Source organism: Mucilaginibacter gossypii (assembly GCF_900100945.1).
Classification (GTDB): Bacteria; Bacteroidota; Bacteroidia; order Sphingobacteriales; family Sphingobacteriaceae; genus Mucilaginibacter; species Mucilaginibacter gossypii.
Genome location: NZ_FNCG01000004.1, coordinates 371,852 through 395,360, shown reverse-complemented (window position 1 = coordinate 395,360; position 23,509 = coordinate 371,852). Strand labels below are relative to the sequence as shown.

The 23,509-nt window shown below is 42.2% G+C and carries 18 protein-coding genes; 10 read left to right on the top strand and 8 right to left on the bottom strand.

Annotation, left to right across the window (positions count from 1 at the left end):
• Nucleotides 1–11 precede the first annotated feature (11 nt).
• The 3 genes from crtID (at nucleotide 12) to BLS28_RS31555 (ending at nucleotide 2,188) form a co-directional block, all read left to right on the top strand.
• The gene (gene crtID / locus BLS28_RS10700) at nucleotides 12–1,490 is read left to right on the top strand and encodes a bifunctional phytoene desaturase/3,4-desaturase (protein WP_091165919.1); all 1,479 of its coding nucleotides are present in this window, start codon (nucleotides 12–14) and stop codon (nucleotides 1,488–1,490) included.
• A 90-nt stretch (nucleotides 1,491–1,580) separates the two neighbouring features.
• Nucleotides 1,581–1,751 (top strand): helix-turn-helix domain-containing protein, encoded by a 171-nt coding sequence (locus BLS28_RS10695; RefSeq protein WP_091165915.1) that lies wholly within the window; start codon nucleotides 1,581–1,583, stop codon nucleotides 1,749–1,751.
• 26 nt (nucleotides 1,752–1,777) lie between these two features.
• Nucleotides 1,778–2,188, top strand: a complete 411-nt coding sequence (locus tag BLS28_RS31555) for a magnetosome magnetite crystal formation protein family (protein ID WP_176844433.1) — start codon at nucleotides 1,778–1,780, stop codon at nucleotides 2,186–2,188.
• 88 nt (nucleotides 2,189–2,276) lie between these two features.
• Here BLS28_RS31555 and BLS28_RS10685 read toward each other — a convergent pair whose 3' ends face one another.
• A complete protein-coding gene (locus tag BLS28_RS10685; RefSeq protein ID WP_090528721.1) occupies nucleotides 2,277–2,813 on the bottom strand; it encodes an RNA polymerase sigma factor in 537 nt (178 codons plus the stop codon).
• Between the two features lie 263 nt (nucleotides 2,814–3,076).
• Nucleotides 3,077–4,114: a UDP-N-acetylmuramate dehydrogenase gene (murB, locus tag BLS28_RS10680; RefSeq protein WP_256337404.1), complete on the bottom strand. Its 1,038-nt coding sequence runs from the start codon at nucleotides 4,112–4,114 to the stop codon at nucleotides 3,077–3,079.
• A 293-nt stretch (nucleotides 4,115–4,407) separates the two neighbouring features.
• Here murB and BLS28_RS10675 point away from each other — a divergent pair, with 293 nt between their 5' ends.
• From BLS28_RS10675 to BLS28_RS10660, 4 genes are all read left to right on the top strand, one after another.
• Nucleotides 4,408–4,785, top strand: coding sequence for a BlaI/MecI/CopY family transcriptional regulator (locus BLS28_RS10675; RefSeq protein ID WP_091165901.1), 378 nt, complete (start codon nucleotides 4,408–4,410; stop codon nucleotides 4,783–4,785).
• 5 nt (nucleotides 4,786–4,790) lie between these two features.
• Nucleotides 4,791–6,788 (top strand): M56 family metallopeptidase, encoded by a 1,998-nt coding sequence (locus tag BLS28_RS10670; RefSeq protein WP_091165898.1) that lies wholly within the window; start codon nucleotides 4,791–4,793, stop codon nucleotides 6,786–6,788.
• A gap of 87 nt (nucleotides 6,789–6,875) precedes the next feature.
• On the top strand, nucleotides 6,876–8,564 hold the full coding sequence (recN, locus tag BLS28_RS10665) for a DNA repair protein RecN (RefSeq protein WP_091165895.1): 1,689 nt from the start codon (nucleotides 6,876–6,878) through the stop codon (nucleotides 8,562–8,564).
• A 102-nt stretch (nucleotides 8,565–8,666) separates the two neighbouring features.
• Nucleotides 8,667–9,479, top strand: coding sequence for an enoyl-ACP reductase FabI (locus BLS28_RS10660; RefSeq protein ID WP_091165893.1), 813 nt, complete (start codon nucleotides 8,667–8,669; stop codon nucleotides 9,477–9,479).
• Nucleotides 9,480–9,549: 70 nt separating this feature from the next.
• Here BLS28_RS10660 and BLS28_RS10655 read toward each other — a convergent pair whose 3' ends face one another.
• Nucleotides 9,550–9,936: a hypothetical protein gene (locus BLS28_RS10655; RefSeq protein ID WP_091165890.1), complete on the bottom strand. Its 387-nt coding sequence runs from the start codon at nucleotides 9,934–9,936 to the stop codon at nucleotides 9,550–9,552.
• A gap of 148 nt (nucleotides 9,937–10,084) precedes the next feature.
• Here BLS28_RS10655 and BLS28_RS10650 point away from each other — a divergent pair, with 148 nt between their 5' ends.
• Complete coding sequence (locus tag BLS28_RS10650; protein WP_091165887.1) at nucleotides 10,085–11,194, top strand: carboxypeptidase-like regulatory domain-containing protein; 1,110 nt, start codon at nucleotides 10,085–10,087, stop codon at nucleotides 11,192–11,194.
• A gap of 244 nt (nucleotides 11,195–11,438) precedes the next feature.
• Here BLS28_RS10650 and BLS28_RS10645 read toward each other — a convergent pair whose 3' ends face one another.
• Nucleotides 11,439–13,973 (bottom strand): ATP-dependent Clp protease ATP-binding subunit, encoded by a 2,535-nt coding sequence (locus BLS28_RS10645; RefSeq protein ID WP_091165885.1) that lies wholly within the window; start codon nucleotides 13,971–13,973, stop codon nucleotides 11,439–11,441.
• Nucleotides 13,974–14,497: 524 nt separating this feature from the next.
• On the opposite strand from BLS28_RS10645, the gene ettA reads away from it, so the two are divergent.
• Together ettA and BLS28_RS10635 are read left to right on the top strand one after the other, a co-directional pair.
• The gene (ettA, locus tag BLS28_RS10640; RefSeq protein ID WP_090528750.1) at nucleotides 14,498–16,180 is read left to right on the top strand and encodes an energy-dependent translational throttle protein EttA; all 1,683 of its coding nucleotides are present in this window, start codon (nucleotides 14,498–14,500) and stop codon (nucleotides 16,178–16,180) included.
• Nucleotides 16,181–16,255: 75 nt separating this feature from the next.
• Complete coding sequence (locus tag BLS28_RS10635; RefSeq protein WP_091165880.1) at nucleotides 16,256–16,684, top strand: SMI1/KNR4 family protein; 429 nt, start codon at nucleotides 16,256–16,258, stop codon at nucleotides 16,682–16,684.
• 207 nt (nucleotides 16,685–16,891) lie between these two features.
• Here BLS28_RS10635 and BLS28_RS10630 read toward each other — a convergent pair whose 3' ends face one another.
• The 4 genes from BLS28_RS10630 to recG all read right to left on the bottom strand — a co-directional run bounded on the left by BLS28_RS10630 (nucleotide 16,892) and on the right by recG (nucleotide 23,188).
• Nucleotides 16,892–17,701 carry an SDR family oxidoreductase gene (locus BLS28_RS10630; protein WP_143020732.1) on the bottom strand — a complete coding sequence of 270 codons (810 nt, stop codon included), beginning with the start codon at nucleotides 17,699–17,701 and terminating at the stop codon, nucleotides 16,892–16,894.
• A gap of 280 nt (nucleotides 17,702–17,981) precedes the next feature.
• Complete coding sequence (locus BLS28_RS10625) at nucleotides 17,982–19,304, bottom strand: MFS transporter (protein WP_254780122.1); 1,323 nt, start codon at nucleotides 19,302–19,304, stop codon at nucleotides 17,982–17,984.
• A gap of 140 nt (nucleotides 19,305–19,444) precedes the next feature.
• A complete protein-coding gene (locus tag BLS28_RS10620) occupies nucleotides 19,445–20,827 on the bottom strand; it encodes a M20/M25/M40 family metallo-hydrolase (protein ID WP_091165872.1) in 1,383 nt (460 codons plus the stop codon).
• Between the two features lie 261 nt (nucleotides 20,828–21,088).
• Entirely contained in the window at nucleotides 21,089–23,188 is a 2,100-nt protein-coding gene (gene recG / locus BLS28_RS10615; protein WP_091165869.1) for an ATP-dependent DNA helicase RecG, read from the bottom strand.
• Between the last annotated feature and the right edge of the window lie 321 nt (nucleotides 23,189–23,509).

Sequence of the window (23,509 nt, the reverse complement as noted above, 5' to 3'; positions counted from 1 at the left end):
TCACATTAAACATGAACAGCAAACATATTATTGTTATTGGTTCGGGATTTGCTGGTTTATCAGCAGCCTGTGTTTTAGCTAAAGAAGGATTTAAAGTTACCATACTGGAAAAAAATGACCAGCCCGGCGGCCGTGCCAGGGCCTGGGAGCAGGATGGTTTCAGGTTTGATATGGGGCCAAGCTGGTACTGGATGCCCGACGTATTTGAAAACTTTTTTGCACTGTTCGGCAAAAAAACTTCCGATTATTACCGGCTAAAAAGGCTTGATCCCGGCTACCGTGTTTATTACAGCAAAAATGAAATATTTGATGTTCCAGCGGATATGGTTGAGCTTGAAGCCCTGTTTGAACAAGCCGAACCTGGCAGTAGTAAAGCATTACGGGATTTTTTAAACCAGGCGGCATATAAATATAAAGTAGGCATGGGTGAGTACGTTTTCCGCCCCTCCCATTCCATCACCGAATTTATCGACTTTAACCTTATCAAAAAAAGCTTCAGCATGCAGCTGCTTACCAGTATGAGCAGCCATGTACGCAAATATTTTAAAAACCCCCAATTAATTAAACTACTGGAGTTCCCCGTGTTATTTTTAGGAGCCACCCCGCAAAATACCCCAGCCATGTATAGCATGATGAACTATGCGGACCTTGCCCTGGGCACCTGGTACCCTATGGGTGGCATGAACGAAATAGTAAAAGCTATGGTAAGCATGGCCATCGAACTGGGGGTTGAGATCAAGCTCAATACAGAGGTTACAAAAATCAATATACAGGATAAACAGGTTGATAAAATCCAAACCAATAACGGCGTATTCACCGCCGATATGGTAATTGCAGGGGCAGATTATCAACATGTTGACCAGCATTTAATTGAAAAACCCTATCGTAACTACACTACTAAATACTGGAATAGCCGTACGATGTCGCCATCGAGCTTATTGTTCTATATCGGCACTAATAAAAAAGTGCCGAACATACAGCACCATAACCTATTCTTCGACGAAGACTTTGAATTGCATGCCAAGGAGATCTATACTGCGCCCCAATGGCCCTCCAGTCCGTTGTTTTATGTTTGCTGTAGTTCAAAAACGGATAGCACGGTTGCCCCCGAGGGCGGCGAGAACCTGTTTTTCCTGATGCCGATAGCGCCGGGCTTAAATGATGACGAAACCATCCGCGAAAAATATTTCACCCTGATGATGGATAGGTTTGCTCAGATTACCGGGCATGACATAAGGGATTCGATCGTGGTGAAACGGAGCTATGCGCTAAATGATTTCAAAGTCGATTATCATTCCTTTAAAGGCAACGCTTACGGGTTGGCAAATACACTTGCCCAAACTGCTTTTTTTAAACCCGCCATGCAGGCAAAACATATCAACAACCTGTTGTATACTGGCCAGCTTACTGTGCCCGGGCCAGGTGTGCCGCCGGCAATTATCTCAGGGCAGGTGGTAGCGAAGGAGGCAATGAAGAAGTTGGCGTATTAGCAATAACAGCAATGTCGTAAACATGACGTAAACAAGTCGGCAATTAATATCTTTAGGCAGTTATACTTTTGTTCAGCAAAATATATCAATATGAAAACCTATAACCCCGGAAAAAAGATTAAGGAATTGCGCAACCGTAAAGGATTAAGCCAGGAAGAATTGGCTGAACAAGCCCAACTAAGTTTAAGAACCGTGCAACGAATAGAAAACGATGAACAGACGCAAGGGGCGATACACTTAAAAGACTGGCAACCGCACTAAATATTACTCCTGAAGATTTAACAGAATTGCCTTTCGAACCGGCAGGAATTTTGAATCATGATAGCAGAAACTTCTTACTACAATTCAATTTATCAGCCTTAAGCTTCATTATATTCCCTATGTTGGGAATAGCATTGCCACTGGCCTTGTGGTTATCCAACAGAAAAAAAATAAAGGATATAGATAAACCTTGTAAACGGCTTATCAATTTTCAAATATCATGGTGTTTAGCTATCGTTTTAACAGCTATTGTTCTTTTTAACCACGAATTTTTTCATATTCCCTCATCTATATTGAACCTTGGCGTGGGCGAACTTATATTATTGAGTATGCCGTTGTTTTATGCTACAAACTTTATTTATATCGTTTTCAACAGCGTATTGGTATATAATACCCGGCAAATATTTTATCAGCCGGCTGTACCTTTTTTAAGATAACACAGCCCGGTTAATAACCTGGATTGAAACAAGAAACCCGCCTCATGAGCGGGTTTCTTCTATATATATGATGGAGTTTAATTAAATATTAATTCTCTGCGTAAACGGGTTTGGCGATGCCGTTATCATATGCCTTTAGGTTTTTCTTGAGCAGTTTGCGTGCTACGTGTATACGGGTTTTTACCGTACCGATCGGGATATCCAGGTGATCGGCAATTTCATGGTATTTATGACCTTCAAAGTACATGGTGAAGGGTACATAATAATCTTCGGGTAGCCTGTCTAAAGCTTTTTTAATATCATCCATAACAAATTTGGCTTCGCCCTGATTTTTGGTTGAACTAAATACCAGGTTGGGCGATGATATTTCATCACTCTTGGTAACGAAAGTGCTCATTTTAACAAAACGGCGATAGTTGTTGATGAATGTGTTTTTCATGATGGTATATAACCATCCTTTTAAATTGGTGCCTTCCTTAAACTTGTTGTAGTAAGTTATGGCCTTCAACATTGTATCCTGGACAAGGTCGTTAGCATCGTCTGCGTCGTGCGTGAAATGTAAAGCGTATGATCTTAAAGAAGTCGCCTGACGTAGTACAAGGGTGTTAAACTCAATCTTTGTCATTTTGTTAAAGTTTTGTGTTAACAATTAGACAAGCATGATGCCATTAAGCCAAAGTGTGTAGTAAAAAGTCCACATTTAAACATCAGTATTGAAACTTACCCATTGTGTAATATTCACACATTGATTACAAATACAATACTGAAAAACAGAACGTTATGAATTTTTACAGCAGAAAATCAAACTTATTCAGGGAACATTTGTAACAGGAATGTTATTGAGAAGAAATTTTATTAAAAATGAAAATTCACTTTAAATAAACTTATTTAACTAATAATATTAACCTCACGTTGTAGTGTAACGCCAAATTTAGTGTACACACTGTCTATGATTTGCGACGAAAAGTTATACACTTCCTGCCCCGTAGCGCCTCCGTGGTTCACCAAAACCAGGGCTTGGTTCTTCCATGTTCCTGTGTGCCCCACGGTTTTTCCTTTCCATCCACATTGTTCAATAAGCCATCCGGCAGCCAGTTTTACGCCGCCATCAGCAGCAGGATAATTTACCACATCAGGAAATTTAGCTTGCACCACAGCAAATTCTTCGGCACTGATCACCGGGTTTTTAAAGAAGCTGCCCGCGTTTCCTATAGTTGACGGATCGGGGAGTTTGGATACCCGGATATGCGCCACCACCTGCGATACATCTTTAATAGTAGGGTTTGAGATACCCCTGTTTTGTAATTCTTGCTCAATGGCCCCATACCTGGTGTTAATGCTTGCCACCAGCGATAAGTGGAACTTTACCGATACTATAATATACTGTTCTTTCAGTTCAGCTTTAAAAATGCTTTCGCGGTAACCAAATTTACAATCCTCTTTGCTGAAATTTCTGAATGTTCCTGTCGCTATTTCAAAAGCGCGGCAACTGTGAAATACATCTTTAAGCTCCACGCCATAGGCACCTATATTTTGTATAGGCGATGCCCCTACCGAACCCGGGATCAGGCTCAGATTTTCGACACCAGCATATTCATGCGCAACGCAATAATTAACCAGGTCATTCCATACCTCGCCACCACCTGCTTCTACATAAACATCGTCATGACTAATCCGGTGCTCAATACCGCGGATGTTCATGCGCACAACCAGTCCGTCAAAATCATCAACCATAAGCATATTGCTGCCGCCACCGAGTATTAGTCGCTCTGTTTGCTGCCACTGCGGGTCGGCAAACAGTTCTGTTAGTTCGGTTTCATGGGCTATCTCTACAAAATAACGGGCGCTGGTATCAATACCGAAGGTGTTAAAATTTTTGAGGGATACGTTTTCTTGTATTTGCAGCATGGGTATTTGATGTCGGATTTCGGATGTTCGATTTCGGAGTTTCCAGCGCAAAAATAGTTAAAAGATGCTGATTGTTTGATTTTGGATTTTTCACAATTTAATTGTTCTTTCAACGGTGTTCAAGAGGGCTACGCCGTTTCGGATGTTCGATTTCGGATTTTTTCTGAACAGACAAACCTCTTCCTCACTCACCCAATCAACCACTCACTACCCACCCTACCGTTAAAATTTGTTAAATAATTTCAAAACCATTTGTAAATACGAAATCTATCGTAGATATTTGTACGAAGAAATTCGTAATAGAGAGACAGATGGAAATTAAACCAACAGAAAGCGAACTTGAAATTTTACAGGTGATCTGGAAAAAGGGCCAGTGCACCGTACGTGAAGTTCACGAGGAGCTTGCTAAAAACAAGGATGCCGGCTACACCACCACCTTAAAACTCATGCAAATTATGCATGATAAGGGAATGGTTGAGCGCGACACCACTTCAAAAACCCATGTTTACAAGGCTTTATTCACAATGGAGCAGGCCCAAAGCAACGCTCTGGATAAAATCTTGTCTACTGTATTTAAGGGCTCCACTTCCGATTTGGTGATCCAGGCGCTTGGCCAGCACCGCGCATCAAAAGACGAGATTGACGCTATTAAAAATTTTTTGAATCAATTTGATCAGGATAAAAAATAAACGTGATGGAAAATTTATTCTATAATATAAGCCAGGTGTTGGGCGTAACTATTCTGCAATCGTTATGGCAGGGTTTGTTAGTATGGTTTGCCTTAAGGTTAGTGTTTATTTGCAGGCCGCAGTTATCGGCCATTAAAAAGCACAATTTGGCCATGGGCGCCATCCTTGCCATAAGCGCCTGGTTTATATACACGTTTATCCATCAGTTCAGGTTGCACGAGTGGATCAATTTTACATCCGCCAATGCACCATCTTTATTACCACGTTTCTACCTTCCGCTGCATGAAGTAGCATTCAAACCGCAAAACAATTATTACGAATACGTTATAAAAGGCTATCTGCCTTATATATCAGCCCTTTACTTTGCTGGTTTGGTATTTAACCTGCTTAAAGTTAGCTTAAGCTGGCAAAGGATCAGCCTGATAAAACGTACCATGGTACCCGCCGACAGGCTACAGGACTTTGCCGATGAGCTTTGCCAAAAGCTGGGCATTACTAAAAATGTGTGGGTAAACTTTAGCCGTATGGTTGATGCCCCTTGTATGATAGGCTTTTTAAGCCCCATTATTTTGGTGCCGATAACCCTTACTACATACTTATCGGCTACCGAGGTTGAAGCCATTTTACTGCACGAGCTATCGCACATTAAACGTAATGATTACCTGCTGAACCTGATGCAGCAATTTATTTCCATACTGTTATTCTTTAATCCCTTTGCCCAATTAATTAATCGAATCATTAATCAGGAGCGCGAAAACAGCTGCGATGACCTTGTTGTGCAAACAACACAGCAACCCTTGATCTATGCACACGCGCTTTTGAAGCTTGAGCAAACCAGGCAGCAGCATTTACAGCTGGCCCTGGCTGCTAATGGCAAAAAATATCATTTATTAAACAGAATTGAACGCATCATGAAAACAAAGAAACCTATAGGCAATATCCGCCACCTGCTTGTGGCCATTGCCATAATGGCTGCCGGCGTTAGCAGCATTGCCTGGCTAAACCCCACCATAAAAGATGGCAAGCTCTCAGTTAAAAAAGTTGCTGCGCCTGCCGCCTTACATGCTCTATTTGTGGAAGATACCATACGCAAGGTGGCTCCTAAAACTAAAAAACCTGTAACCTATAAAAAGAAAACCCAGGCCGAAATAGTTAAAGCCAAACAACGCCATGATTCTTTTAACTACGACGGTTTTAACGATGCTGAGCTTGAAAAACTCAGCGCCGAAGTAAACAAACAAGGCGAGCTGATTGGTAAATACTACAACAGCAATGATTTCAAAAAGCAACAGGAAATGCTTGAAGCTAAAAGCAAAGCCCTGCAGGCCTATTATAATACTGAAGGCATGGAAAAAATGAAGCTGGAAATGCAAAAAATGGGCGAAGATTTTCAAAAGGAATATGGCGAAACGTCCGAATCTAAAAAAACCAGCGAACAGATGGGTGAGATAGGCCGCAAGATTGGTGCTTATTACAGCAGTCCTGAGTTTAAAAAAATGAACGAAGAGCTGGAGAAAAAATATGGCATCCCGCATGATCGTGGGTATCGTGGTTATAACGACGATAGAGACCCTAACTACAAAAAATACCAGGACGAACTGCAAAGCAAGATCCCGGCCGATGTGAAGGCGCAAACAGAGCAATTGAAAAACCTGGGCCAAAAAATCCGCAGCCGCTATGACTCGCCGGAATTTATTGCCAAAAGAAACCGTATGCAGGCCATGGGCGATAGCATCAGGATGGCCTACAACAATCCCGACATGAAAAAACTACAGGAGGATATGAGGGACATTGGCCGGCAAATGCGCGGCTTCCAGGATAGCCCTGAAATTAGAGCGGCACAACAACGGCTTAAAGAAGCCAGCAAAAAACTGCGGGACTATATGAAAAGCCCGGCGTTTAAACAAAAAATGAAACTTTACCGCGATAAAATGGATAAAGACTTTGATTACAAGTTTGACACCGACGATAAAGAAGATATCAAACCAGACACAGCTGACTAAATAAATTAGCAATTAGCATTAAAAATCTTTTTTAAAGAACCTTAATTTGTAATTTAGTGTCCTCAATAAAATGAGGACACTTTTTTTATGCTTCAAAAGCTAACCATTAATAATTACGCGCTTATCGATAACCTGGAGATAGGTTTTGATAGCGGCCTGAACATATTAACCGGCGAAACCGGTGCAGGTAAATCGATCATATTGGGTGCCCTTTCACTTATTTTAGGACAACGGGCCGAAAGCAAGTACTTTTTTAACCAGCAAAAAAAATGCGTTATTGAGGGCACTTTCAAAATCAGTGGCTTTCATTTAGCCGATTTTTTTGAGGATAACGATCTGGATTATGAAACCGAAACGGTATTGCGCCGTGAAATTTCGGCCGATGGTAAATCCCGTGCTTTTGTAAACGATACGCCGGTTAACCTCACAGCATTGAAGCAACTGGGCGAAAAGCTGATTGACATCCATTCCCAGCATGCTACGCTGGAGATCAATGATCCGGATTTTCAACTGTTAGTGGTTGACTCCGTCGCCCGTCATTCGGATCTGCTGTTTGATTATCAAACCAAATTCAAAGCATATAAAAAGTCGTTAAGCAAGCTGAACCAGCTCATAGCCGAAAATGATAAAGGCAAAGCCGATCTTGATTATTTCCAGTTTCAGTTTGATGAACTTGAAAAAGGTGCTTTGGTTGCCGATGAGCAGGAACATTTGGAGCTGGAACTAAACACCCTCAACAATGCCGAAGAAATTAAGCGCAACCTTTTAGGCGCCAACTATCTTTTACAGGATGGCGAAGCTGCAGCGTTGACTCAGCTAAAAGAAGCCGGACAGGCTTTGGGTTCTATAGAAAAATACAACCCGGCTGTGGCTGAATTGCACCAGCGCATCAATAGCATTATCATAGAATTGAAAGATATTGCTGCTGAAATTGATGCCATTGAACAGCATACTTTTATTGATGAAGCCCGTGCCGAAGAGGTGAACAACCGGTTAAGCATGATCTACAATCTGCAAAAAAAGCATCGGGTAAATACCATCGCCGAGCTATTGCAGATTCAGGAAGAATTATCAGACAAAGTGCAGCAAGCCCTTTTTGGTGACGAAGCCATTGAAAAGCTGCAAAAACAAATTGCCGCCGATAAAGCCGAACTTGAAAAGCTGGCGACACAGTTATCAGTCAACCGCAAAAAAGCTATCCCGGATATTGAGAAACAAATATTGGCAACACTGGCCGAGATGGGGATGGGAAACTCGATGTTAAGCATTGAGCAAATGCCCCCCCCGCCCCCTAAAGGGGGGGCTACTGAGCAAGCTCCCTTACTTACTGCTACGGGGATTGATAACATTAAATTTTTATTTTCGGCTAATAAGGGACATGCTTTGGCTGAGATGAGCAAGGTGGCATCCGGTGGAGAGCTTTCGAGGTTGATGCTGAGCATTAAATCTATTGTGGCGCAATACACTGCCTTGCCTACTATTATTTTTGATGAGATTGACACTGGTGTATCTGGCGAGGTAGCCAATAAGGTTGGGCAGATAATGGAGCGATTAGCGCAAAACCTACAGGTAATCACCATTACCCACCTGCCGCAAATCGCCAGCAAAGGACAAAGCCATTATTTTGTTTATAAAGATGATAGCGAAGCCGCTACCTTTACCCGGATCAAGCAATTGGACAACGATGAACGCGTATTGGAGATAGCCAAAATGCTAAGCGGGGATAAGCCGGGCGAAAGTGCTTTGCAAAATGCGAGAGAGTTACTCTTCAGTTAGCAGTTTTGAGTTTGCAGCAGGCAATAACGGCCGTTAGTTTAAACAGCCAATCAGCAACTGAAATAAAATTATAACTTTGCTTCAATTATAAAAACTTAACAAATGGCTTATAATTTATTAAAAGGTAAAAAAGGCATCATTTTCGGTGCGCTAAATGAGCAATCAATAGCCTGGAAGGTAGCACAACGTGCCGTACAGGAAGGTGCTGAAATTGTATTATCAAATGCCCCTATTGCTTTACGCATGGGCGAACTCAATAAACTGGCCGAAGAATGCAATGCGCCGGTTATTGGTGCCGATGTTACCAATGGCGATGATATCAATAACCTGTTCACCAAAACCATGGAGCATTTTGGCGGCAAGGTTGATTTCATCCTGCACTCAATAGGCATGAGCGTTAACGTGCGCAAAAACATTCCTTATTTTGAAAACAACTACGAATTTACCCACAAAGGTTTCGATATATCAGCATTAAGTCTTCACCGCATTTTGCAGGCTGCCATGAAACATGATGCCATTAATGAATGGGGATCAGTACTGGCATTAAGCTACATCGCTGCCCAGCGTTACTTCCCTGGTTATAATGACATGGCCGATAACAAAGCGGTATTGGAAAGCATTGCCCGTAACTTTGGTTATGAGTACGGCATGGCTAAAAAAGTACGTGTTAACACTATTTCTCAATCGCCAACCCGTACAACCGCCGGTTCGGGCGTAAAAGGCTTCGACGGTTTTATTGAATTTGCCGAAAAAATGAGCCCGCTGGGTAATGCTGATGCTGATCAGTGCGCTGATTACTGCGTTACTATGTTTAGCGATTTAACCAAAATGGTTACTATGCAAAACTTGTTTCACGATGGTGGTTTCTCATTCACCGGCGTAACCCAGGCGGTTATTGATCAGATGGGGAAATAATTTCAAATGTTCTTAAACAAAAAGGAGCGTTGCGTTTGCAAGGCTCCTTTTTGTTTTGAGTTAAATTGGATTACGGCACCAATACTATTTTCACTTTTAACGGGCCGGGGATACCGTTACCTGTAGGGACGCTTCCGTCGGAATTTTGAGCATCAATGTATAGCTTGCCTGTTTGATATACAAACCTGTAACTTATCCCCCCATATACATCCGGTAGCTGTTCATAGGTACCATTATCCTCTAAATACACCAAAACAGCACCGTGATTGTTATAGTAGTCAGTAATTTCGGGTACATTTAAAGTCGTGGTATAGCCGTTAATACTATTGTCGAGCACAAAATTTGGAGTGGTATCAAAAATAGTGGTAGCGCTCGGGCTGGTAGTTACATATTCCTTTTTACACGATGTTGCAGCAAGTACTATAGTGCAGCAAATTAAAGTCAAGATTTTTTTCATAAAGTATTGCGTTAGTTATATAACTGTTTGAACAAAAAATTGTTCAAAGGTTTAAACGTTTTTTAAATTATTTTATTTCGAATCTTTATTTCTGATAAATTTTCATGCAGCTATATTGTTAAACTAAAATTTTAGTTTAATTTTAACCATGCGTAAGTTATTGTTGCTTTTATCGTTACTGATACCTGCGTACTGTATGGGCCAGGTAAAAATTACCGGCAAAGTAATCAACATGACCGATACCAAGCCCGTGCCCAATGCCAGTGTGTTTTTAAACAATGCCCAGGTAGGCAACAAAACGGCTGATGACGGTACTTTCACCCTCAGCAACGTAAAGCCCGGCAAGTATGATTTCATTATATCCATAGTTGGTTATGAAACCTACACTTATAGTTTGCAGGCGGGCAGTGCCAATATCAACCTGGGGACCATCAGTATTATCCCCAAAACCTTTCAGCTAAATGAGATTAAGATCAGGCCCGATCCTAACCGTGAAAAATACTATGCTATTTTCAGGCAGCAATTTTTAGGCTATTCGGACAATGCCGCTAAATGTAAAATCCTGAACTCAGATGTGCTTGATTTTGATTATGATGAAGCTACCCGAATCTTAAAAGCTACTTCTCACGATTTTTTGGAGATTGAAAACAAGGCACTGGGTTATAAGATCCGATACAAATTAACCAACTTCAATTACAACCCGGCAAAAGCCATGTTGTATTATGAGGGAATCTCCAACTTCGAAGACCTGAAGGGAACCGAAAAACAAAAGCGTAAATGGCGTAAAGAACGACAATCAGCGTACCTTGGTTCATATATGCATTTCTATCGGTCGGCTATAAAAGATAGTCTCACACAAGAAAACTTTGTTGTGATGCGCCTGATCCGTAAGCCTAATCCTAATTATCACGGTGGCCCCAATAATAAATACCTGCAAAGTCTTGTCAATAAACCCTTAGACAGAGCCGACTTTTTCAAGCTAACAGACCAGGAAGGCTTATTTGCTATAGGATTTACCGATTGCCTGTATGTTATGTATACTAAAAAAGGCCGGGAAGCTTCAGACAATTCTTTCCAGGCGTTTAACATGCCTAACAACGCTACAACTATTATTTCTTTCGATGAGCCATATGCCTTTTTTGATAACAATGGTATTGTAGCTAATCCTCATTCCGTAATCTATGAAGGTGACTGGGGCATAAGCCGCGTTGTCGAAATGTTACCTGTTGATTATGAGCCGGTGGTGGAAAAAAAGTAAGTCTGAATCAGAATTTTCAGAATTAAAGGATTTACAGAATATTGTCTGAACTAGAATTAAACGAATTGAGTGAATTATCAGAATGAAAAGGCAATTAAATAAATTCTTAAAATTCAAAAAATTCGAGTTCAGACAAAAATCCGATTAATCCCAAAAATCCACTAAAATCCTAGTTCAGACAGCAAACAAAACCCCGTTCCGAAAAATCGAAACGGGGTTTTAATATTAATACAGTATTGCAAAATTACTTTTGCTCTTCCTGCTCTGGTTTTTTGCTTTCGCCTTTGCGGTCGGTGATTTTGATCTTTTTGGTTTCGGTATCAAAATCAACTACCATCACATCACCTTCGGCTAATTCACCTTTAAGGATCTCTTCGGCAATTGGATCTTCCAGGTATTTCTGGATGGCACGTTTAAGCGGCCTTGCACCAAATTGCGAGTCATAACCTTTATCGGCAATGAAATCTTTTGCAGCATCGGTAAGCTCGATTTTGAAACCTAAGCCATTTACACGGCTAAACAGGTAAGCAAGCTCGATATCGATGATTTTGAAGATTTCTTCTTTACCTAATGAGTTAAATACGATAACGTCATCAATACGGTTCAGGAACTCAGGAGCAAATGCACGTTTCAAGGCATTCTCAATAACACCACGTGAATGGCTTTCGGCCTGTAAAGTTTTAGCATTGGTGCTGAAACCCACGCCCTGACCAAAGTCTTTCAACTGGCGGGCACCGATGTTTGATGTCATGATGATGATAGTATTCCTGAAATCAACCTTGCGGCCTAATGAATCAGTAAGCTGACCTTCGTCCAACACCTGTAACAGGATATTGAATACATCAGGGTGAGCTTTTTCAATCTCATCCAGCAACACTACTGCATATGGTTTACGACGAACTTTTTCAGTCAACTGACCACCTTCTTCGTAACCTACGTAGCCCGGAGGCGCACCCACTAAACGGGATACTGCGAATTTCTCCATGTATTCGCTCATGTCAATCTGGATCAGGGCATCTTCGGTATCGAACATAAAGCGGGCAAGCTCTTTAGCAAGCTCGGTTTTACCAACACCTGTAGGGCCTAAAAAGATGAATGAACCAATAGGTTTTTTAGGATCTTTCAAACCTGCACGAGTACGCTGTATAGCACGGGTTAGCTTTTTGATAGCCTCATCCTGACCAATGATCTTGCTGGCAACAGTATCGCTCATGTGCAACAGCTTCTGACTGTCGGCCTGACCTACACGTTGTACAGGGATGCCGGTCATCATTGATACTACTTCGGCAACGTTATCCTCGGTTACAGTGTAACGTTTTGATTTTGTTTCAGCTTCCCAAACAGCTTTTGCCTGGTCAAGCTCAACTAACAAATTCTTTTCAGTATCACGTAACTGAGCAGCTTCCTCGTATTTCTGGCTGCGAACAACTTTGTTTTTTTCAATCTTGATCTGTTCTATCTTTTGCTCAATATCTAAAATGTTTTGAGGCACGTGGATATTGGTTAAGTGAACGCGTGAACCTGCTTCATCAAGCGCGTCGATAGCCTTGTCCGGTAAAAACCTGTCGGTAATGTAACGCGTGGTTAAGTTAACGCAAGCATTAATTGCTTCAGGAGTATAAGTAACACCGTGGTGTTCTTCATATTTATCCTTAATGCGGTTCAGGATCTCGATAGTTTCAGTCGGCGTAGCCGGCTCAACCATTACCTTTTGGAAACGACGGTCCAAAGCACCATCTTTTTCAATGTACTGGCGGTATTCATCTAAAGTGGTTGCGCCAATACATTGTATCTCTCCCCTCGCCAAAGCTGGTTTAAACATATTTGACGCATCAAGCGAACCTGAAGCACCACCAGCGCCTACTATAGTATGGATCTCGTCAATAAATAAAATTACATCAGGTGATTTTTCCAGTTCGTTCATTACCGCTTTCATACGCTCTTCAAACTGGCCACGGTATTTGGTACCGGCAACCAATGAGGCTAAATCAAGTGTAACTACACGCTTATTGAACAATACACGTGATACTTTGCGCTGAACAATGCGTAATGCAAGGCCTTCGGCAATGGCCGATTTACCTACACCAGGCTCACCTATTAATATAGGGTTGTTCTTTTTACGGCGCGATAGAATTTGTGATACCCTTTCGATCTCTTTTTCACGACCGACAATAGGGTCAAGCTTGCCATCTTCAGCAGCGCGGGTTAAATCGCGGCCAAAGTTATCAAGTACCGGTGTTTTTGATTTAATGTCGGATACTTTTTTAGGCTGACTAAATGACTCTTCTTCTTTAAAGTCATCGTCGCCACCTGTAGGTGACCCCGGCATCTCGTCAGTAACATCGTTTTTATGCGATTCAACTTCGCCTTTAAATACTTCGTAGTTTACATTAAACTGTACAAGTATTTGTGAGGCAATGTTGTCCTCATCGCGAAGGATGGACAGCAGCAGGTGCTCTGTACCAATTACATCGCTTTTAAATATTTTGGCTTCCAGATAAGTTATCTTCAATACCTTCTCGGCCTGTTTTGTTAACGGGATGCTGCCGATATGTACGTTTGTTCCAATAGTTCCCTTTACTGCATCCTCAACGGCGCGGCGAAGTTTTGCGGTATCAACGTTCAATCCCTTCAGCAATTTAATTGCTACACCATCCCCATCGCGGATAAGCCCAAGCAAAAGATGTTCAGTACCTATATAGTCATGCCCAAGACGTAATGCCTCTTCCCTGCTATATTGAATAACATCCTTTACCCTCGGCGAAAATTTAGCTTCCATATATACCTTTCTAATTATTGAACGCCCTAATGTATAAATTATGTTTTTACAAATTACGACGCCTGTTTACTTTCATCAACAATATTGCCAACATTTAATGCTTTGCAGAAACAGACATTGTAATGATACGCAATGTATCAAAGTTTGGCATCAATCAACAGTTTTTATCTGAAAAGCCCGCTAACAAGCATTTTTTTTACAATATACGAACGAAACTTACCTGTTTGATATAAATATCCTAAAAAAGTTTAAACAAATTTCAAATATTTAATAACATTTCCACCTTTTAAGGCATTTCGTCATAAACATGACAATTAGGCATTAACCACCGGGTATCGTCATATAACTTATATACGGGAAACCCGCGGTGATGGTTGTGCGCTTCGCTTAAGATTCAATTAAATTTAAATTAACATTATAACTCAAAAAACAACTTAAAATTACTGCCCCCTAATCATTAATCTACAACCTCCGTTTCATCTATTTTAGCCATATTTGAATTTCTATTTATTGATCCAATTATAATGGCAGACGAAAAGATAATTTTTTCAATGGCCGGGGTGAGCAAAGTTTATCCCCCGCAAAAAACAGTATTAAAAAACATATACCTGTCGTTTTTTTACGGCGCTAAAATTGGCGTTATCGGCTTAAATGGCTCCGGTAAATCGTCATTGCTCAAAATTATTGCAGGGATTGATAAAACCAATATAGGCGAAGTGGTGTTTTCGCCTGGATATACCGTTGGCTACCTGAGCCAGGAACCGGAACTTGACCCTGAAAAAACCGTGCGCGAAATAGTTGAGGAAGGGGTTTCTGAAACTACTGCCTTACTAAAGGAGTATGAAGAGATCAACGAAAAATTCGGTCTTCCGGAATATTATGAAGATGCCGATGCCATGGAAAAACTCATGAACCGCCAGGGCGAATTACAGGATAAAATTGATGCGGTAAACGCATGGGAACTGGATAGCAAACTGGAACGCGCCATGGATGCCCTTCGCTGTCCTGAACCGGATACCAAAATCTCAGTATTATCTGGTGGTGAGCGCCGCCGCGTAGCTTTATGTCGCCTTTTATTAAAGGAGCCGGATGTATTGTTGCTTGATGAGCCTACCAACCACTTAGATGCCGAATCTATTGATTGGCTGGAACAACATTTACAACAATATAAAGGAACAGTTATAGCTGTAACGCACGATAGATATTTCCTTGATAACGTTGCCGGCTGGATCCTGGAACTTGACCGTGGAGAAGGTATCCCATGGAAAGGAAATTATTCCTCATGGTTAGATCAAAAAGCCAAGCGTTTGGCCCAGGAAGAAAAGAGTGAAAGCAAACGTCAGAAAACCCTGGAGCGCGAGCTGGAATGGGTGCGTATGGGCCCGAAAGGCCGCCACGCCAAATCAAAAGCCCGTTTAGGCAATTACGAAAAACTGGCATCTGAGGAAACTAAAGAGCGCGAAGAAAAACTGGAGCTGTTCATTCCGCCGGGCCCGCGTTTGGGTAATGTAGTGATTGAGGCCAATGGCGTAAGCAAATCATACGGCGATAAATTATTGTTCGATAACCTGAGCTTTTCCTTGCCTCCGGCAGGTATAGTTGGTATTATTGGCCCTAACGGCGCCGGTAAAACTACACTGTTCCGCTTAATCACCGGACAGGATCAGCCCGATGCAGGTACCTTCCGTGTAGGTGAAACAGTAGCTTTAGGTTATGTAGACCAGATGCACGACGACCTTGACCCCAACAAATCTGTTTGGGAAAACGTAACGGGCGGCTTGGAAACCATTATGGTAGGTAACCGCCCGCTAAATTCAAGAGCATATGTATCTAAGTTTAACTTTAACGGTGCCGATCAGCAGAAAAAGGTAGGTGTACTATCAGGTGGCGAGCGTAACCGTGTGCACTTATCTATCACCCTCAAAAAAGGGTCGAATGTATTACTGCTGGATGAGCCTACTAACGATATTGACGTAAATACTTTACGTGCATTGGAAGAAGCCCTGGAAAACTTTGGCGGTTGTGCCGTAGTCATCAGTCACGACCGCTGGTTCCTCGACCGTATCTGTACCCACATCCTGGCCTTTGAAGGTAACTCACAGGTTTACTTCTTTGAAGGAAATTATTCTGACTACGAAGAGAACAGGAAGAAACGCCTGGGAGATGTTGCGCCGAAAAGGATTAAGTATAAAAAACTGACTGCGTAAAAACTTCATGTAAAGGTCGCATCTAACACAATTGATGCGGCCTTTGCTTTTATTTCTTAATTGCGGTAGTATAAGATGCTATATGTAATAGAAAAACTTAAATACCTGTTAAATAAATACGAGTTTGAACGGAGGTTAAAACCTTTGGAACAGAATATTTTAAACGCCCTTCCTTTTCAACTACCTGAAGACTATAAATATTACCTCGAAAATTACGGACCGTTTGGGGAGTTTATTGGCGAAAACTTTGTGCGCCTATGGCCAGGCGAAGAACTTGCAGAAGCAAACGATGGTTATGAATTTCCTGAATACAGGCCAGGTATATTAGGTATTGGCACCAACGGTGGAGGCGAATTCTTTGGCATCCAATTTAAAAAAGATGGAACTCATCGTATTATTCTTTCAGATTTTCTTAATGACGAAGAAAAGTACTTTATTGAAATCGGCACATCTTTTTCAGATATGCTTATTCGATTGGATAATGGCAAAGATTGGTTTGAATAAAATAAAATCCAAAATCTGCCGTGTGGGTTTAGCGATAGCGTAACCCGTGGTAAACACGCATAAAGCTTTCAGCTTTATCACTGAAGCTGAAAGCTTAAGCAATGCCCACTCCGGGTTACGCTATCGCTAAACCCGAAGTAGTTTTGAATATAACAAAAAATGCCATCCTGTTAGGATGGCATTTTTTTTAGCTATTGAAATAAAATCTTACTTTATCCCGTAATGATCATTCATTAATTTCTCAAACAAACCGCCAGGTAAAATCGACTTTAGCGTAGGCACTATAGTTTGTCCCACCTGCCCAACCAGGTAACGATGTTTAGGGCTTGACGAAGCTACTATCGAAACCAGCTTTTTAGCTAATGATTCAGGACTTGGGGCAATGCTTTCGTCTTTCTCCATAGCGGCAACTGCGGCGTTGTATTCGGTTTCCAGTTTATCGTTCTTGATTGGGAATTTAACCTTAGCGCGGTTCTGGCTAAAGTCTGATTTAAAGTCGCCGGGGTTAAGCAGGGTTACTTTAACACCTGTATTGCGCAGTTCCATCCTTAAACTTTGTGAGTAGCCTTCAATAGCATATTTTGAAGCGCTATACATACCTTGATATGGCAAGCCGAATAAACCGGCCAATGAGCTGATGTTTACAATAAGGCCCTGACCTTTTTCGATCATGCCCGGCAATACTGCCGAACTAACACGGATCACACCAAAAAAGTTAACCTCAAACTGTTGCTTCGCACTTTCAACCGGCATAGCATAAGCCGGGCCAGTTACACCATTGCCGGCATTGTTCACCAATACGTCGATTTTGCCTTCGGTCTTAATAATGGTGTCGATTGCTGCCTTTACCGAAGCATCGTCGGTAACATCAAGTTGAACAGGTTTAAACGACACAGATTTCATGCGGTCGAGGTTACGTGATGACCCGTAAACCGTATGGCCCGCCGCTTGCAGTGCACTGGCACAAGCTAAGCCAATACCAGAAGATGCTCCTGTTACTAATATTACCTTTTTCATTGTTTGTAAGGGTGAGTTTGTTTTATTGTTTATTGGTTTGATGATGCCGTTTTTTGGCAACGTAAAGATGTGAATTTATAATGCAGCAAAGCAAGGGGATAGATTAAAAATAATGCAGGCTACATGAAAAATTCATGATTGTGAAAGCGATATCGTCCGCAAAATAGTAAACACATGGAGAGCGACGGCCTGTCACCCTGAGCTTGTCGAAGGGTCGCGCGCAGAGGCCCTGGATTTAAACACTCAGCAGGACACTCGTTTTAGGAATGTCAGAATTTCTCTACCCTTCCTTTATCCCCTCTTCACCCGGTGCATGGATCTGTTGCAATGATAATGGGATCAGTTTTTTAGTTTTCAGGTAAGTAATGCCTACTATAATCATAGTCATACTCCCCCCAAACAATACAGACGGAACAGTGCCCAGCAATTGCGCAGCCGTACCTGATTCAAAAGCACCAATTTCGTTTGATGAACCGATAAACATCTGGTTAACAGCCGATACCCTACCACGCATATGATCGGGCGTTAAAAGCTGCATCAGCGTACCTCGGATAATAACACTGATACTATCAAAAGCTCCTTCAGTAAATATAAATAATAGCGAGAGGTAAAAATTAGTTGATAAACCAAAACATATGATTGACAAACCAAAACCGGTCACCGCAATAAGCAGGTTACGCCACGGCTTGCCCATCGGCGAAAAACGTGTCATCACCAGCATGGTCAATACCGCCCCTAATGACGACATAGCCCTCATGATACCCAGTCCCTCAGCACCTACTTTTAATATCTCATTGGCAAAAACAGGCAGCAAAGCCACCGCACCACCAAAAAATACCGAAAACAGATCGAGGCTCATAGCGCCGATCATCATTTTGTTTCCAAACACAAAATGAATCCCTTCCGAAAGGCTTTTCCAGATACTTTCTTTAGGAACATATTGCGCCGGATATTGACGCAGCATGTACACCAACACCAACGATACCAGTAGCAAAAACAGAATACAGCTAAACGTAGCAGTTATACCGCTTAAACCAGGTATTACCTTATCCGCATAACCGTATATTAAACCACCTGCTGCCGGGCCCAAAATAGATGCAACTTGCCAGCTGCTACTGCTCCAGGTACTGCCATTTGGATACAATTCTTTTGGGATACTGTTAGCGTAAATGGTGAATGTTGCCGGGCCATAAAAGGCACGCGCCACACCATTACAAAATATCATAGCGTACATAATAGGTACAATCCAACCAGTATGAATAATACCGCTCATGCTTTTGAGTGTTACGGTAAACATCACCAGGGATGTCAGTAACACTCCACTAAAGATCAGCAAAAGCATTTTTCGCTTTTCAGATTTATCGGCGATATAGCCGCCGTACAAAGCAATACCAATAGCCGGAATAGCCTCGCACAAGCCAATAAGGCCGAGGGCTATTTTACTATGGGTGATACTGTAAATATAAAAGCCGAGTACTACGGCCTGCATGGAGTATGCAAAGGTGAAACAAAAACGCATGCCTATGTAAGATCTGAAATCTTTATAACGCAATGCTGCAAAGGAGTCTACTTTCCGGGGTTTACTATCGCCTTCTTCGGTCACTATTTATTAATTTTTAGATGTGCCGCAAAGGTAGCTATTTTTTTGAACCATGATTTTTAGGATTAGAAGATTACCATGAATTTTATGCATGGTATCACATCAGGATCATCCTTTAATCCTAAAAATCATGGTTCGGTTCCTTACAATCCGTGCTGATCTATCAAATAAATTAACGCTGCCATACCAGCCGCGCCAAGTTCCAGCTCACGTTTGTTTACGTTTTCAAAAACGTCTTTAGCGGTATGGTGCAAGTCGAAATACCGTTGTGAATCAGGGCGGAAGCCAATTAATATTACTCCCGGTACCGTTTCTTTCATCGGCTCAATATCCGTACCCGCCCCTCCGATAGTTAACTTATCAACATCGTATGGCTCCAGGATTGATTTGAAGTTATCATTCACTTTTTTGATAAAATCTTTTGATACATCGGCAAAGCTGAACCCGCGGGGCGTAAAGCCACCTTCGTCGGTTTCAATAGCAGCAATGTGTTGCTCTTTATTTTGGGCGGCCAGTTCGGCATATTTAGTGCCACCTTTATGACCATTCTCCTCGTTCATGAAAAGCACGGCGCGTACCGAGTTTTTAGGTTTGTATCCAACCGTTTTAAAAATTCTCAATACCTCAACCGACTGCATTACGCCGGTACCGTCGTCATGTGCACCTTCGGCCAAATCCCATGAATCAAGATGCCCGCCAACGGTAATAAATTTATTAGGATTTTCAGAGCCGGTAATTTCTCCTATAACGTTATATGATTTCACATCAGGCAGTAACTCGCAATTTTGCTTAAAGTAAAATTTGGCCGCCGGGAATTTCCTCAACTTAAGCATAGCGCTCAACTTATTGGCTGCTTTTGTAGATATGGCCGCGGCTGGAATCATTTTACTGCCCGGGGCAGCAAGGGTAGCGCCGGTATGCGGATAATCATCGATGATTTCAGTGAGCGAACGTACTATTACACCGGCTGCACCAAGTTTGGCGGCTACGGCCGGCCCCATAAAACGCTGATCGCCTGCTGTACCGTAAGCCATGCCTGTTTCAATAAAACGGGGATCGAACGCGCGGTTAAAGAAAACGATCTTTCCTTTCACCACACTCTCGCCAAGGCCTTCAAGTTCTTTTATGCTTTTAACCTCGATAACATTAGCTGTAATACCTGCTTTAGGCGTTGCTATTGACATACCCAGGGCAACAATCGGTACCGGGATGCGGGTTTTACCATCAATAATAGCGGCCTTCTCTTTTGCTCCGCGCACCCAATGCGGCACCATTACTTCCTGCAGGTAAACTTTATCGAAACCATAACCATCCATCAGTTTTTTACTCCAGTCGACAGCCTTTTGAGCATTGGCAGAGCCGCTGAGGCGCTGACCTATATTTTTGCACAGGTAATGGAGATTTTCATAACACTGGCCGTTAACCAACGCTTCGTCATACATTTTGCGGATAGTTAATGAGTCCTGTGCCTTAACTTGTGTGCACAACAAGGCAGCAACAGAAAATAATAAAGTAAATTTCTTCATATATAAACAGTAAGATCAGTTTTAACAAATGTACTATTTGAGCAGTAAAGAGCGAAGAGCGGCGGGACTATAATTAAAAGAAGGCATTCAAATCACAAACCGCTAAAAAACCAATAACTTACGAGGAGGGCTGGCCTGTTACCTGAGCCCTGCTGAAGGGTCGCGCGCAGATGCCCTACCCACCATGCTTCGAGAGCATATCCATGACACCTGTTTTACCCGTCATACAAACAAGAAAGCAAAATGATGACGATTAATCCCTTAGGATATCTTATCCCAACTCAACCCTGCGTTCTTTACTTCAAATGCATGATGCAAAATCTGGTTTTCAGGGTGTGCCAGCTGAGGATCTTTTTCAAAAATGGTTTCAACACATTTGCGTACCTTGAAAAGTAACTCCTGATCGGTGGCCAGGTTGGCCAGTTTCAGATCAACTACGCCGCTTTGCTGGGTGCCTTCTATGTTGCCCGGTCCCCGCAACTGCAGGTCTATCTCCGAAATTTCAAAGCCATTGTTGGTCTTCACCATGGTATCCAGACGGATCTTGCCGTCGTGACTCAATTTATGACTGCTCATCAAAATACAATAGGATTGCTCGGCCCCGCGCCCAACCCTCCCCCTCAGCTGGTGCAATTGCGACAGGCCAAAACGCTCGGCATTTTCAATGATCATCACCGAAGCATTCGGTACGTTTACCCCTACTTCTATTACGGTAGTGGCCACCATGATCTGCGCTTCGCCTTTAATAAAACGCTGCATTTCAAAATCTTTCTCGGCAGGCTTCATTTTGCCGTGTACAATACTGAGCCGGTAATCAGGCAGCGGAAACTCGCGTGACATAGTCTCAATGCCATCCTCCAGGTTTTTAAGGTCGAGCTTTTCACTTTCCTGGATCAGCGGGTATACTACATAGATCTGTCTGCCCAATGCTATCTCCCGTTTCATAAAACCAAACATCCGTAAGCGCTGATTTTCATAAAAATGAACCGTTTGGATAGGTTTACGACCAGCCGGCAACTGGTCAATCACTGACACATCCAGGTCACCATATAATGTCATGGCCAATGTACGGGGAATAGGTGTAGCCGTCATTACCAATATATGCGGCGGAACAGCATTTTTTCGCCAAAGTTTAGCCCGTTGCTCAACCCCAAAGCGGTGCTGTTCATCAATTACCACAAAGCCCAGGTTTTTAAACTGTACTTTATCTTCAATAAGGGCATGGGTACCAACCAATATTTTAAGCGTACCTTCTTCAAGCTTTTGATGCAACACTTTACGCTCCTTTTGTTTGCTTGAACCCGTTAATAAAGCGACCTCAATAAAATCATCGCCTACGAGGCTTTTAATGGTTTGATAATGCTGGTTGGCCAAGATCTCGGTAGGCGCCATAATACAGGTTTGAAAACCGTTATCAATAGCTATTAACATGCTCATCAGCGCTACTACGGTTTTACCGCTACCCACATCACCCTGAAGCAGACGATTCATTTGTATGCCCCGTTGAGTATCCTGCCTAATCTCCTTCAATACCCGCTTCTGCGGATCGGTTAAGGTAAAAGGCAGCTTGTGATGATAAAACTCATTAAAATAATGCCCAACTTTATCAAATACATTCCCTTTAAACTTTTGCGTATGAAGAAGTTTATTTTTAAGTAATTTAAGCTGAAGCAGAAACAACTCTTCAAACTTCAAACGGTGTAATGCTTCATTAAGAAGTGTAGCATCAGCCGGGAAATGAATGTTACGATAAGCATCAGCCCGGTTGAGCAGCTTAAACTGATTGGTGATATATAAAGGCAGGTTTTCACGAATGTCCTTAGCATGCAGATCAAGCAATACCGCGGTAAGTTTTTGAATTCCTTTGCTATCCAGCGAAAATTGTTTGAGCTTTTCTGTTGAGTTGTAAACAGGTTGTAAGGATAGGTTACCCTGTTTTTGAGCGCCCGGCATATACAACTCCATTTCGGGATGCGCCATCTGTGGCATCATGTTAAAAAAGCCGGGCTTTCCGAACAATACATAAACCTTGCCGGGAATAATGGTTTTCTCTATCCAGTTAATGCCCTTAAACCATACCAGCTCAATAATACCAGTATCATCTTTGGCTTTTACCACCAGGCGGCGGCTTTGCTTTTCGCCAACAACTTCTTTATTGATAATACGCGCCAGCACCTGTACATAAGGCAGTTCTTCACGTATCTCCCTTACCTTATAAAAGCGGGTACGGTCAATATACCTGAACGGGAAATGGCGCAGCAAATCCTCAAAGGTGTGCAGTTCAAGTTCCTTTTTCAAAACCTCGGCCCTCGACTGGCCTACACCTTTTAAATATACAAGTGGCGTTTGAAAAGGGTTCATTGATTAACTGTTTTAACCTTTCTTTATAGCGGTAGAGTAAATGTAGTTTATGTGGTTTTCTTAAATTAACAGATGGCTATAATAACTATCGACTAATCTATAAATATAACGAGACAATCGCTGGTTGGGACAGGATACAAGGTAAATGAGCGTTCTTAAAACGCTGCTTATTGGATTTCATATGCAAACCTAATCTCTAACCGCCAATCTTTAATTTTGGGCGTTCCTTCGGCCGGGCTATCCGCTCATACGCCCGCAAGCCTTAGGCTCGGGCCGGTATCCGCTACTATCCCTAACGCATTTGTCTGAATCAGTATTTAC

What these genes read in the sequence shown, in the direction of transcription:
- crtID (WP_091165919.1), top strand. Translation starts at nt 12, where the DNA reads ATGAACAGCAAACATATTATTGTTATTGGTTCGGGATTTGCTGGTTTA.
- BLS28_RS10695 (WP_091165915.1), top strand. Translation starts at nt 1,581, where the DNA reads ATGAAAACCTATAACCCCGGAAAAAAGATTAAGGAATTGCGCAACCGT.
- BLS28_RS10685 (WP_090528721.1), bottom strand. Translation starts at nt 2,813, where the DNA reads ATGACAAAGATTGAGTTTAACACCCTTGTACTACGTCAGGCGACTTCT.
- BLS28_RS10675 (WP_091165901.1), top strand. Translation starts at nt 4,408, where the DNA reads ATGGAAATTAAACCAACAGAAAGCGAACTTGAAATTTTACAGGTGATC.
- BLS28_RS10670 (WP_091165898.1), top strand. Translation starts at nt 4,791, where the DNA reads ATGGAAAATTTATTCTATAATATAAGCCAGGTGTTGGGCGTAACTATT.
- recN (WP_091165895.1), top strand. Translation starts at nt 6,876, where the DNA reads ATGCTTCAAAAGCTAACCATTAATAATTACGCGCTTATCGATAACCTG.
- BLS28_RS10660 (WP_091165893.1), top strand. Translation starts at nt 8,667, where the DNA reads ATGGCTTATAATTTATTAAAAGGTAAAAAAGGCATCATTTTCGGTGCG.
- BLS28_RS10655 (WP_091165890.1), bottom strand. Translation starts at nt 9,936, where the DNA reads ATGAAAAAAATCTTGACTTTAATTTGCTGCACTATAGTACTTGCTGCA.
- BLS28_RS10650 (WP_091165887.1), top strand. Translation starts at nt 10,085, where the DNA reads ATGCGTAAGTTATTGTTGCTTTTATCGTTACTGATACCTGCGTACTGT.
- BLS28_RS10645 (WP_091165885.1), bottom strand. Translation starts at nt 13,973, where the DNA reads ATGGAAGCTAAATTTTCGCCGAGGGTAAAGGATGTTATTCAATATAGC.
- ettA (WP_090528750.1), top strand. Translation starts at nt 14,498, where the DNA reads ATGGCAGACGAAAAGATAATTTTTTCAATGGCCGGGGTGAGCAAAGTT.
- BLS28_RS10635 (WP_091165880.1), top strand. Translation starts at nt 16,256, where the DNA reads ATGCTATATGTAATAGAAAAACTTAAATACCTGTTAAATAAATACGAG.
- BLS28_RS10630 (WP_143020732.1), bottom strand. Translation starts at nt 17,701, where the DNA reads ATGAAAAAGGTAATATTAGTAACAGGAGCATCTTCTGGTATTGGCTTA.
- BLS28_RS10620 (WP_091165872.1), bottom strand. Translation starts at nt 20,827, where the DNA reads ATGAAGAAATTTACTTTATTATTTTCTGTTGCTGCCTTGTTGTGCACA.
- recG (WP_091165869.1), bottom strand. Translation starts at nt 23,188, where the DNA reads ATGAACCCTTTTCAAACGCCACTTGTATATTTAAAAGGTGTAGGCCAG.